This window comes from Phenylobacterium sp. 58.2.17 (assembly GCF_026411515.1).
GTDB lineage: Bacteria > Pseudomonadota > Alphaproteobacteria > Caulobacterales > Caulobacteraceae > Phenylobacterium.
In genome coordinates this window covers 1-11,387 of record NZ_JAPMTQ010000070.1, presented here as the reverse complement: position 1 = coordinate 11,387, position 11,387 = coordinate 1, and the positions used below count along the sequence as shown (strand labels likewise).

Genomic DNA, 11,387 nt, shown 5'->3' with positions numbered 1-11,387 from the left:
CCCCCCCCCCCCCCCCCCCCCCCCCCCCCCCCCCCCCCCCCCCCCCCCCCCCGCTAAGCAGCCCGGCGAGGGCCGCCCGACCCGGCGGCCCTCGTGACTTTTCAGTGACGCTTTACCTCGCGGTCTTTTAGGCGTTCCGTATCGCCCGGAACTTCGTGGGGGGCTTAGAAAGCGCCATGATGGGTCGATGGGCGCAGCGGTTCGCCACCGCTATGGAGCGCCCCGTCATCGCTTATGGAGCGGCGCTCGGCGCCGTCGTCGGCGCCGCCCTGTTGCGCGTCGCCTGCGGCGCGGTAATGGCCGATCCCCCCAACTACATGACCTTTTATCCCGCCGTGCTGTTCGCCACCCTGGTGGCCGGCGCGCGCGGCGGACTGGCCGCGACGCTGGTCAGCGCCTTGCTGGTGGCGGGCCTGTGGCTCGACGCGCAGCAGGGCCTGTTCACGGCGATCTTCATCATCACCGCGGCCACGACCGTGCTGATCGGCCGCGCGATCCGCATTGCGGTCCTGCGCGGCGTGGAGGCCGAAGAACGTTTCCGCATCTTCCAGGAACAAGCCCGCGACGGCTTCGTCATCGTCGAGCCGGTGCGCGAGAACGGACAGATCATCGACTTCCACTGCACCTACGCCAACCGGGCCGCCGAGAAGATGGCCCTGGCGGACGGCCGCGGCATGAGGGGCCGGCGGATCCTGGACGTCCTGCCTGACGACAACGGACGGATGATGGTCGAGCGCATGACGGCCCTCTACCAAACGGGCGGCTCAGACGACACCGAGGTGCGTCGCATCGTCGGCGGGCGCGCAGTGTTCATCGCCTCGAGCGGCGTGCGGCTGCCCGGGGGGCTGGCGGTCACGTTCCGCGACGTGACCGCCCAGCGCCAGTCGGAGCAGGCCCTGCGCACCGGCGAGGCGCGGGTCCGCGCTCTGCTCGACAGCCTGCCGCAATTGATCTGGTCGACCCGTGGCGACGGCTATTGCGACTATCTCAGCCCGCAATGGATAGAATTCACCGGCATCCCCGCCGAACGCCAATTCGACACCGGCTGGCAGGACTCGATCCATCCAGAGGACCGCGACGCCGTCGCTCAGGCCTGGGTCCAGGCGGTGAACGGCGGCCTGCCCTACGACGTCGAGTACCGGTTGCGGCGGCATGACGGGGTTTGGCGCTGGATGGGCGCCCGCGCCTCGGCCGTCCGCGGCGAGGATGGTCGCGTCACCCGCTGGTTCGGCACCAGCAGCGACATCACCGAGGTCGTGCAGGCCCGCGCCGAACTGGAGGAGCGGGTCGCGGTCCGCTCTCGCGAACTGGAGCGCAGCCTGGCCGAGCGCGCCGAGACCGAGGCGGCCCTGGCCCAGGCCCAGCGACTGGAGACCGTAGGGCGGCTGACTGGCGGCGTCGCGCACGATTTCAACAACCTGCTCACGGTGGTGATCGGCGGGCTGGACATGATCCTGCAGCACCCGGACGACCGCTCGCGGGTCACCCGGTTGGCCGAGGCGGCGCTGGCCGCCGGGCGGCGGGGCGAGCAGTTGGTCCGCCAGCTGATGGCGTTCTCACGCCGGCAGGAACTGAAGCTCGAACTCGTCGACGTGCCCGGGCTGATCGAGCAGATCGAGCCGCTGGTGCGTCGTGCGATCGGCGAGGACGTGAACCTGACCATCCGCCAGGACGGCCCGGTCGGCTGGAGCCGGCTTGACCCGGCCCAGTTCGAGGCTGCGCTGCTCAACCTGGTGGTCAACGCCGCCGACGCCGCGCCGCTGCGCGGCGGCGACATCGAGATCGCCCTGCAGCAGCGGCGACTGGCCGATGGCGAGGTCGCGGGGGCCGCGGCCGGCGACTATGTGACAGTGGCCGTCTCGGACAATGGCGCGGGCATGACCCCGGAGATCCTCGCCCGGGCGTTCGAGCCGTTCTTCACCACCAAGGACGTGGGCAAGGGCACCGGGCTTGGGCTCGCCCAGGTCTACGGCTTCATCAAGCAGGTCGGCGGGGCCGCGGCGATCTCGTCTTCCATCGGCTTTGGCACCACGGTCACGCTCTACCTGCCGGCCGCGGCGGCCGAGGCCGCCAGCCAGCCAGCCCCGGCGACGCCCGACGAGGGCGAATGGGCGCGGGGCGCCCGGGTGCTGCTGGTCGAGGACGACGCCGCCGTGCGAGCGGTGACCGAGAGCCTGCTGACCGATTTCGGCTGTCGGGTGGAGGGCGCTCCGGACGGCCCGACTGCGCTGGGCCGTCTGCAGGCGGGCGAACGCTTCGACCTGCTGATCTCTGACATCGTCATGCCGGGCGGCATGAGCGGCGTAGAATTGGCGCGGGCCGCACGCGCCCGTGACGCCCGGCTGCCGATCGTGCTGACCAGCGGCTATGCCGGCGAGCGACTCGGCGAGGGGGCCGAAGCCATGACCTGGCCGCTGCTGCGCAAGCCGTTCCGCGCCGAGCAATTGGGCATGGCCGTCCGCGAGGCGTTGGAACGCGGACCAGTGAGCGTCTGAGACCTTAGCCGGCCTGAACGACGCCGTCCTTGCGCAGCGTGCGGACCTGGAAGGCTCCCGCTGGCGAGGGCCGCAGGATCGCTTGCTCCGGCTGCGAGAGATTGAGCCAGGTCATGCCCTGGTCCGGCGCCAAGGTGACGATCTGGCGGTCGTGATAGGGCGCGACGTCGGGACCTGGCGCGGTGGTCAACAGGCTGAAGCAGCCCTCCTTGACGATCCCGGCGATCCAGAACCAGGACTCGCCGGCCATGGTGAACAGGTGGCGGTCCTTGAGCTTCACGGGGGCGGCGGGGGTTGTGTACTCGATGAACCCGTCGGCGAGCACCAGCACCCGGTCGCTGCGCGAGAAATCGCGGCCCTCCGAGCGGAAGTTGAACACCGGCGCGCCACGCGGGCCCGGCCAGGCCCAGGTCATCATCGCCCCCTCCAGGCCCTCGCCCGTTCCACGGACGACGAAGGCGCTGTCACGGATGCGGATCGTCGGCTGGGCGTCCAGCATGTTGGGGATCATGCCGTCCTTCCATCGGAACAACGGCAGGCCGCGGCGATCGAACTCCTCGATGGCGTCCTTGAGCAGCTTGTGGCGCTGGAATTCGTTGCACATGCCGCCAGCCTAGCGCCCCAGCGACAAACGAAAAGGGCGGCCGCGTCGCCGCGACCGCCCTTCCCGATTTTGTTCCGACTTGGAAGCCTTAGGCTTCTTCGGCGGCCGACTCGTCCTTCTTGGACAGGTCTTCGCCGGTTTCTTGGTCGACGATCTTCATGCTGAGGCGGGTCTTGCCGCGATCGTCGAAGCCCAGGAGCTTGACCTTCACGGATTGGCCTTCCTGCAGCACGTCCGAGACCTTGGCGACGCGGTCGCTGGAGATCTGCGAGACGTGCACCAGGCCGTCCTTGGCGCCGAAGAAGTTCACGAAGGCGCCGAAGTCGACGATCTTCACGACCTTGCCAGTGTAGATGGCGCCGATTTCCGGCTCCGAAGCGATCGACTTGATCCACTCGCGGGCCGCATCGATCTTGGCCTGCTCGGCAGCCGCGATCTTGATGGTGCCGTCGTCGCCGATGTCGACCTTGGCGCCGGTCTTTTCCACGATTTCGCGGATGACCTTGCCGCCCGAACCGATGACTTCACGAATCTTGTCGACCGCGATCTTCATGGTTTCGATCTTCGGGGCGAACTCGCCCAGCTCGGCGCGCGGGGCTTCCATGGCCTTGGCCATTTCGTCGAGGATGTGCTTGCGGCCACCCTTCGCCTGCTCCAGCGCCTGCTTCATGATCGCTTCGGTGATGCCGGCGATCTTGATGTCCATCTGCAGCGAGGTGATGCCGTCCTCGGTGCCGGCGACCTTGAAGTCCATGTCGCCCAGGTGATCTTCGTCACCCAGGATGTCCGACAGGACCGCGAAGCCGTCCGATTCCAGGATCAGGCCCATGGCGATGCCGGAGACCGGCTTCTTCAGCGGAACGCCCGCGTCCATCAGCGCCAGCGACGAGCCGCAGACCGAGGCCATCGACGACGAACCGTTGGACTCCAGGATCTCGGAGACCAGGCGGATCGTGTAGGGGAAGTCCTCGTTCTTCGGCAGCATCGGGCGGATCGCGCGCCAGGCCAGCTTGCCGTGGCCGACTTCGCGGCGGCCCGGAGCGCCCATGCGGCCCGTCTCCCCGACCGAGAACGGCGGGAAGTTATAGTGCAGCATGAACTTCTCGTAGTACTTGCCTTCAAGCGCGTCGATCAGCTGCTCGTCGTCGCCGGTGCCCAGGGTGGCGACCACCAGGGCCTGGGTTTCGCCACGGGTGAACAGGGCCGAGCCGTGAGCGCGCGGCAGCACGCCGACTTCCGAGACGATCTGGCGGACCTTGTCGACGGTGCGACCGTCGATGCGGATGCCGGTGTCCAGGATGTTGCGACGGACGACGTCGGCTTCCAGCTCCTTGAACACGCCGCCCAGCTTGGCCGGGTCGACGCCGGTCGGGTTGGCGTCGGACTTGCCGAACTTCTCGGTCGCCTTGGCCTTCGCGGCCGAGACGGCGTCGTGACGCTGGCCCTTGGCGACGATCTTGTAGGCCGCGGCCAGATCCTTGCCGATCAGCTTCTTCACGTCGGCCTTGATGGCGTCGGTGTCGTCCGGGGTGAACTCGAAGGGCTCCTTGGCGGAGTGCTCGGCCAGTTCGATGATCGCGTCGATCACCGGTTGGATGCCGTTGTGGGCGAACATGACGCCCTTCAGGACCTCATCTTCGCTGAGCTCCTGGATTTCCGACTCGACCATCATGACCGCGTCGCTGGTCGAAGCGACGACCAGGTCCATGGCCGACTCTTTCATCTCGTCGAGGGTCGGGTTGAGGACGTACTCGCCGTTGATGTAGCCGACGCGGGCGGCGCCGATCGGGCCCATGAACGGGGCGCCGGAGATCACCAGGGCGGCCGAGGCGGCGACCATGGCGACGACGTCCGGGTCGTTCTCAAGGTCATGCGCCAGCACGGTGGTGACGACCTGGACTTCGTTCTTGAAGCCCTTGGCGAACAGCGGGCGGATCGGACGGTCGATCAGGCGCGAGGTGAGGGTTTCCTTCTGGCTCGGCGCGCCTTCGCGACGGGGGAAGGAGCCGGGGATCTTGCCCGCGGCGTAAAACTTTTCCTGGTAGTTGACGGTCAGGGGGAAGAAGTCCTGACCCGGCTTGGCGCTCTTGGCGAAGACGGCGGTGGCCAGCACCATGGTCTCGCCGTAGGTGGCCAGCACCGAGCCGTCGGCCTGGCGGGCCATGCGGCCGGTTTCGAGGGTCAGCGTCTTGCCGCCCCACTCGATGGTCTTGCGTTTGATATCGAACATTTCGCTTCTTTCTCATCCCGCGGGCGTATTCCCAACGGGGGCGGACAGGGTCGGGGTTCCGAAATCCTCTCCAGACGATCAGGCGATGAGGATTGCTGTGGAACCCTCGGCGTGTAGCGGGCGCCCCTGACTTGGACCGCCCGGATCGCCGCTTTGTTCCCTTCGGCCTGTCGCGAAGGAAGCGGCGCAGTAGTGTTGACCTGATACGCAAAGCCCCCGGTTTCCCGGGGGCTGACCTCTCGGTCCTTAGCGGCGCAGGCCCAGCTTTTCGATCAGCGCCTGATAGCGGCCCTCGTCGGACTTCTTCAGGTGGTCGAGCAGCGAACGACGCGCGGAGACCAGCTTCAGCAGGCCGCGACGCGAGTGGTTGTCTTTCTTGTGGGTCTTGAAGTGCTCGGTCAGGTTCGAAATCCGTTCCGAGAGAATAGCCACCTGGACCTCGGCGCTGCCGGTGTCGCCTTCGGTGCGGCCGTGGGTCTTGATGAGCTCAGCTTTACGCTCAAGCGTGATCGACATCGGTTAGTCTCCGCTCTTTTCCAGATGAAAGACCCGCGAGGGCTCGAGCTTGCCCGCACGCATCTCGCAGAGCGCCACGATCGATCCGCCCTCCATAGCTGAAACGGTTCGGGCCCCGGGGCTTAGCCGGGCCTTCAGCGCTTCGACCTGTCGGGGAACGAGAACGATCGGCCGTCCCTGCTTCAGCTTGAAGGCGTCTTCGGTGGTCACGGCCAGCTCCGGGATGTCGTCCAGGGCGGTCTCGACCGGAAGCAATGCCTCCAAGCAGCGGGCCTTATGGCCCAAATCTTCCAACAATTCCAGCGTTATCGCGGAGTCTTCGTCGAACGGGCCGACGCGGGTGCGGCGCAGCGCGCTGACATGGGCGCAGGCCCCCAGCCGTTCGGCGATGTCGCGGACGATGGCGCGGACATAGGTGCCCTTGCCGCATTCGACAGCGATCTCGACGTGGTCGGCGTCGGGGGCGTCGATCACCCGGGCGCTGTAGATGGAGATCTCGCGCGCCTTCAGCTCCACCGTCTCGCCGGCGCGAGCCAGATCGTAGGCGCGCTCGCCGTCGACCTTCACCGCCGAGAAGGCGGGCGGGACCTGCAGGATGTCGCCGATGAACTCCGGCAGCACGGCCGCCACCTGCTCAGGGGTCGGGCGCACATCAGAGGTCGCGGTTGTCGCGCCCTCGCGGTCGAAGCTGGCGGTCGTCCGCCCCCATTCGATGGTGAAGCGGTAGGCCTTGTCCGCATCCATCAGGAACGAGACGGTCTTGGTCGCCTCGCCCAGCGCGATCGGCAGGATGCCGGTGGCGAGAGGATCGAGGGTTCCGGCGTGACCGGCCTTCTGGGCGTTGAAAATCCGCCGTACTCGCCCGACCGCCTGGGTCGAACCGAAGTCGTAGGGCTTGTCCAGATTGACCCAGCCCGAGATCGCATCGCCCTTCTTGCGGCGCGCCATCAGTCTTCATCCTTCCAGGAATCCGACGGCGGCTGCGGCGTCAGGTCCTGGGCCACACGCGGATCGTCGAACAGCCGGCCGATGCGGGCGGCCTCGTCGAAGCTCTCGTCGTGCAGGAACTTCAGGTCCGGCGTGAATTTCATGTCGATCGACCGGCCCAGCCGACCGCGCAGGAACTTGGCGTGGCGGTTCAGCGCCTTGACCACATCGTCGGCGTGCTCGCCGCCCAGCGGTTCGATGAAGCAGACCGCATGGCGCAGGTCGGGGCTCATCCGCACTTCAGTAACCGTGACCGACACGCCGGTGAGGGCCTCGTCGTTGAAGTCCTCTTCGCGGAGGATCTCGACCAGGGCGTGGCGCATCAGTTCGCCGGCGCGAAGCTGGCGCTGGGACGGGCCCGCCGGGGCGGCGCGACCCTTGGGGGAAGAGCGTTTCATGGACTTGCCTCTAACGACCTGGCGCGCGGATCGGACGCGGCGGCTCAGGAGAAGGGCGCGCTTCTAGGCGCGCGAGGTCAAGAAGTCTAGCCCGCGCCGGTCCGCTCTCGGAAGAACGCAAGGACCCGGCGTTCGGCTTCCTTGGTCGGACCGTCTTCGGCCAGATTGATGGTCAGCACCGAATGGGGATGCTTCAGGCCGCCGGGCGCGGCGTCCTTGGGGTCGATCTCGATCGCCTCGAACTTGTCCCCGAACTCACGCCGGTAGGTGTCGAACCGCGCGTCCGGCACGAACGGGTCGCCGTAGAAACGCAGGCCGATCATCGACAGCCCCTCCTCTTCGAACCGCTTGCGCGCGCAGGAGACCTCGGCCGGCGAGGCGCCGATCCCGGCGGCCCGCTGCGGCTTGCTGGCGCCCAGCGGCAACGAGGGCTGCGACAGCACGGGGGCGACGACCGATGGCTCGGTCATCATCGCCAAGGCGAAGCCGCCGGTGAAGCACATGCCGACGGCGCCGACGCCCCTGCCGCCGCATTCGGCGTGGGCCTTGCGCGACAGCGCCTTCAGCCATTCGACGATCGGGCTCGACTTGTCGGCGGCCCAGACGTTGAACTCGCGCCGGATGCAGATGCCGCCGAGCATGGTCAGGGCCCCGAGCGGGTGACTGGCCGGGCGGCCCGGCTCGCCGAACAGGTGCGGGCAGTAGGCGGTCATGCCGGCCGCGGCGATGCGGTCCGCGAAGCGGATGACCAGCGGATGCAGGCCTGGCATCTCGTGGATGACGATCACAGCCGGCCCCGAGCCGCGCTTGTAGACGTTGCGGGTCCAGCGCCCGTCGTCGAATGCGAACTTCTCGTACTGCGCCAGCGCCGCTTCGTAGCCCATCGCACCCTCCCCTAACGCCGTTCGGCGAGGGGAGCTTAGCCCTATCGAGCCTTGGTGCGCAGCATCGAAAGATCGCCCTCGAAGCCCGACAGCCGCCAGGTCCCCTGCTGCTCGGTGAAGGTCAGCAGGCAAGGCCCGTCCTTCTTGCGCGGCACGCAGACCTGCCCTTCGCCAACAGCTTTAAGCTGACCGCCGATCACCATGGGACCGGGCAGCGGCTGGGCCGCGTCATAGCCGTAGTAGGCTGCGACCGAGCGGAACACGTTCGGCTGGATCAACGCCTCGCCGGCGAGGTCGGCCAGGGTCGGGGCGATCAGCGCCCCCAGGGCGGCCAGCCCGTCGTTCGCGCCGGACTTGCGCGCCTCCGCCATCATCCGGCCCTCGATCTGGCGTTTCAGCGCCGGGCGGTCGACATGCGCCTCGAAGGCGGCCTTGTCGTTGTCGCGGATCGAAACCAGCAGCGCGTGCACGTCGGCGGCGGCGTCATAGCGTTGGGCGGTGGCGCAGCCCGAAAGGACAAGCGCGGCCAGCGCCAGGATCAGAACTCTCATCAGGGGGTCGCCATATGTTGGGTGTAGCGCAGCATGTCGGTGTCGTATCCCAGGGCCTCCGTCCGCGCCAACAGCGCGATGCGTTCGGCTTGCGACGGCCGCGGCTCACGTGTCAGCAGCCAGAGGAATCGGCCCGAGCCCTCGCCGACGATCGCCCAATCGTAGTTTTCGCCGCGGTCGAGCACCCAGTAGTTGGTCAGCAAAGCTGGGCCGAAGAATGACACCTTGAACTTCGCGCCCAGGCGATCACCGGCCGGCCGGGCCTTGCCTTCCGACACCTTGATCGGGCCGCGGACCGAAGCCTCGCGGCAGGTGTTCTTCACCGACACCTCGCCGTCAGGCAGGGCGGCGTATTCGGCGGTGACCGCCTCGCAGCCGCGCTCGAAGCTGTTCTCGTAACGGGCGAACTCGTACCAGCGGCCGAGATAGCGGCTCATCTCGACGGGCTTGGCCGGTTCCGGGACATCGCGGTTGCCGACCGGCCCAACGGCGCAGGCCGCGATGACCAGCGCCCCGAGGGCGGTGGCGAGACATGGACGCATGACGCCTCCTGGGTTGCGCTCCGCCTGGGGGAATGCCCACCGCGCCGATTGGCTCCGAAACGCAAAAGGCCCCCGGTTTCCCGGGGGCCTGATGACTTGGATGCCGAGCGGCCTAGAGGCTGCGCGCGACCTCTTCGAGGTTGAAGCACTCGATGACGTCGCCTTCCTTGATATCCTGGAAGCCCTCGAAGAACATCCCGCACTCGACGCCGGACCCGACCTCGGTGACTTCGTCCTTGAAGCGCTTGAGGGTCTTGAGCGTGCCGAGTTCGAGGACGACGATGTCCTCGCGGATGATCCGGACGCGAGCGCCGCGGCGAACCACGCCCTCGGTGACCCGGCAACCGGCGACCCGGCCGACCTTGGTGATGTCGAACACCTGCAGGACGCGCGCGTTGCCCAGGAAGGTTTCGCGTTGCTCCGGCGCCAGCATGCCCGAGAGCACGCCTTTGATGTCGTCGATCAGGTCGTAGATGATCGCGTAGTAGCGGATCTCGACGCCTTCACGTTCGGCCAGGGTCTGGGCCTGCTTCGAGGCGCGGACGTTGAAGCCGATGATCGGCGCGCCCGAACCCTTGGCCAGCATGACGTCGCTTTCGCTGATCGCGCCGGCGCCCTGCAGGATGATCCGCGCACGGACCTCGTCGGTGGCCAGCTTGTCCAGCGAGCCCACGATGGCTTCGGCCGAACCCTGCACGTCCGCCTTGATGATGACCGGCAGCTCCGAGATCTTCTTGTCCTGAAGCTTGGCCATGAAGTCGGCCATGGTGACGCCGCCAGCGACCGGCGAACCGGCCTTCTCGCGCTTCACACGGGTCCGGTACTCGGTCAGCTCGCGGGCGCGGGCCTCGTTCTCCACGACCGCGAAGGGCTCGCCCGGGCTGGGCGTGCCGTCCAGGCCGAGGATCTCCACCGGCACGGACGGACCAGCCGAGTCGAGTTGCTCGTCGCGTTCGTTGAGCAGGGCGCGGACGCGGCCGAAATTGGCCCCGGCCACGACGATGTCGCCGCGCTTCAGGGTGCCGCGCTTGACCAGCACGGTCGAAACCGCGCCGCGACCGCGATCGAGCTTGGCCTCGATGACCGTGCCGTCCGCGGTGCGGTCCGGGTTGGCCTTCAGGTCCATCATCTCGGCCTGCACCAGGATCGCCTCGATGAGGTTCTCCAGGCCGGTCTTCTTCAGGGCCGAGACTTCGATCACCTGGGTGTCGCCACCGAGGCTTTCGACCACGATCTCGTGCTGCAGCAGCTCGTTGATCACCCGCTGTGGATTGGCGTCGGGCTTATCGATCTTGTTGATCGCCACGATGATCGGCGCGCCGGCCGCCTTGGCGTGCTGGATGGCTTCGGCCGTCTGCGGCATGACGCCGTCGTCGGCGGCCACGACCAGCACCACGATGTCGGTCACGTCAGCGCCGCGGGCGCGCATCGCCGAGAAGGCGGCGTGGCCGGGCGTGTCGAGGAAGGTCACGGCCTGGCCGTCGGCCAGACGCACCTGATAGGCGCCGATGTGCTGGGTGATGCCGCCATGCTCGCCGCCGGCGACGTCGGCCGAGCGCAGGGCGTCCAGCAGCGAGGTCTTGCCGTGGTCGACGTGGCCCATGACAGCCACGACCGGGGGCCGCGGAACCAGGTTGTCGTCGATATCCTCTTCGCCGATGAAGCCTTCTTCGACGTCGGCTTCCGAGACGCGCTTCACGGTGTGGCCGAATTCGGTGGCCACCAGCTCGGCGGTGTCGTTGTCGATGACGTCGTTGATCTTCAGCATCACGCCCTGACGCATCAGGAACTTGATGATCTCGACGCCGCGGGTCGCCATCCGGTTGGCGAGTTCCGCCACGGTGATGACGTCGGGGATGACCACTTCACGGGCCGCGCGGGCCTGCTCCTGGCTGCCGCCCTTGCGCTTCTCGCGTTCACGTTCGCGCGCCCGGCGGACCGAGGCCAGCGAACGCATCCGTTCGACAGCGCCCTCGTCGTCACCGGCGACGGCCTGGATGGTCAGACGGCCTTCGCGACGCTGGGCGGCGCCCTTCACACGGCTGATCGCCTTGTTCGGGGCGTTCGCCGCGGCCTTGCGGCGGGTGTCCTCGTCGTCGTCGGGCCGGCGGCCGGCCTCGCCGGGCCGCGGGGCCTGGCGGGTGGCGCGCTGGATTTCAGGCGTTGCGGGCGGAGCGTTC

General features: G+C 67.9%; 10 protein-coding genes. 1 reads left to right on the top strand and 9 read right to left on the bottom strand.

The window, feature by feature from the left end; all coding sequences use genetic code 11:
- Nucleotides 1-176: 176 nt before the first annotated feature.
- Complete coding sequence (locus tag OUA97_RS22275; protein ID WP_267234282.1) at nt 177-2,495, top strand: hybrid sensor histidine kinase/response regulator; 2,319 nt, start codon at nt 177-179, stop codon at nt 2,493-2,495.
- Nucleotides 2,496-2,499: 4 nt separating this feature from the next.
- On the opposite strand, the gene OUA97_RS22270 is transcribed toward OUA97_RS22275, so the two are convergent.
- The 9 genes from OUA97_RS22270 to infB form a co-directional block, all read right to left on the bottom strand.
- Nucleotides 2,500-3,099, bottom strand: coding sequence for an SOS response-associated peptidase family protein (locus OUA97_RS22270; RefSeq protein ID WP_267234281.1), 600 nt, complete (start codon nt 3,097-3,099; stop codon nt 2,500-2,502).
- An 88-nt stretch (nt 3,100-3,187) separates the two neighbouring features.
- On the bottom strand, nt 3,188-5,329 hold the full coding sequence (gene pnp / locus OUA97_RS22265; protein ID WP_267234280.1) for a polyribonucleotide nucleotidyltransferase: 2,142 nt from the start codon (nt 5,327-5,329) through the stop codon (nt 3,188-3,190).
- A gap of 246 nt (nt 5,330-5,575) precedes the next feature.
- The gene (gene rpsO / locus OUA97_RS22260) at nt 5,576-5,845 is read right to left on the bottom strand and encodes a 30S ribosomal protein S15 (protein ID WP_267234279.1); all 270 of its coding nucleotides are present in this window, start codon (nt 5,843-5,845) and stop codon (nt 5,576-5,578) included.
- Between the two features lie 3 nt (nt 5,846-5,848).
- Nucleotides 5,849-6,793 carry a tRNA pseudouridine(55) synthase TruB gene (gene truB, locus OUA97_RS22255; protein ID WP_267234278.1) on the bottom strand — a complete coding sequence of 315 codons (945 nt, stop codon included), beginning with the start codon at nt 6,791-6,793 and terminating at the stop codon, nt 5,849-5,851.
- On the bottom strand, nt 6,793-7,230 hold the full coding sequence (gene rbfA / locus OUA97_RS22250) for a 30S ribosome-binding factor RbfA (RefSeq protein ID WP_267234277.1): 438 nt from the start codon (nt 7,228-7,230) through the stop codon (nt 6,793-6,795). The genes truB and rbfA overlap by 1 nt, the downstream gene beginning before the upstream one ends.
- A gap of 86 nt (nt 7,231-7,316) precedes the next feature.
- Nucleotides 7,317-8,114, bottom strand: coding sequence for a dienelactone hydrolase family protein (locus OUA97_RS22245; protein ID WP_267234276.1), 798 nt, complete (start codon nt 8,112-8,114; stop codon nt 7,317-7,319).
- 41 nt (nt 8,115-8,155) lie between these two features.
- A complete protein-coding gene (locus tag OUA97_RS22240) occupies nt 8,156-8,665 on the bottom strand; it encodes a DUF2939 domain-containing protein (RefSeq protein ID WP_267234275.1) in 510 nt (169 codons plus the stop codon).
- Complete coding sequence (locus tag OUA97_RS22235; protein WP_267234274.1) at nt 8,665-9,207, bottom strand: lipocalin family protein; 543 nt, start codon at nt 9,205-9,207, stop codon at nt 8,665-8,667. Before OUA97_RS22235 ends, OUA97_RS22240 begins: the two co-directional genes overlap by 1 nt.
- Before the next feature lie 112 nt (nt 9,208-9,319).
- On the bottom strand, nt 9,320-11,387 hold a 2,068-nt coding region (gene infB / locus OUA97_RS22230), incomplete at its 5' end, for a translation initiation factor IF-2 (protein WP_267234273.1).

What these genes read in the sequence shown, in the direction of transcription:
- OUA97_RS22245 (WP_267234276.1), bottom strand. Translation starts at nt 8,114, where the DNA reads ATGGGCTACGAAGCGGCGCTGGCGCAGTACGAGAAGTTCGCATTCGAC.
- OUA97_RS22275 (WP_267234282.1), top strand. Translation starts at nt 177, where the DNA reads ATGATGGGTCGATGGGCGCAGCGGTTCGCCACCGCTATGGAGCGCCCC.
- OUA97_RS22235 (WP_267234274.1), bottom strand. Translation starts at nt 9,207, where the DNA reads ATGCGTCCATGTCTCGCCACCGCCCTCGGGGCGCTGGTCATCGCGGCC.
- truB (WP_267234278.1), bottom strand. Translation starts at nt 6,793, where the DNA reads ATGGCGCGCCGCAAGAAGGGCGATGCGATCTCGGGCTGGGTCAATCTG.
- rpsO (WP_267234279.1), bottom strand. Translation starts at nt 5,845, where the DNA reads ATGTCGATCACGCTTGAGCGTAAAGCTGAGCTCATCAAGACCCACGGC.
- rbfA (WP_267234277.1), bottom strand. Translation starts at nt 7,230, where the DNA reads ATGAAACGCTCTTCCCCCAAGGGTCGCGCCGCCCCGGCGGGCCCGTCC.
- OUA97_RS22270 (WP_267234281.1), bottom strand. Translation starts at nt 3,099, where the DNA reads ATGTGCAACGAATTCCAGCGCCACAAGCTGCTCAAGGACGCCATCGAG.
- pnp (WP_267234280.1), bottom strand. Translation starts at nt 5,329, where the DNA reads ATGTTCGATATCAAACGCAAGACCATCGAGTGGGGCGGCAAGACGCTG.
- OUA97_RS22240 (WP_267234275.1), bottom strand. Translation starts at nt 8,665, where the DNA reads ATGAGAGTTCTGATCCTGGCGCTGGCCGCGCTTGTCCTTTCGGGCTGC.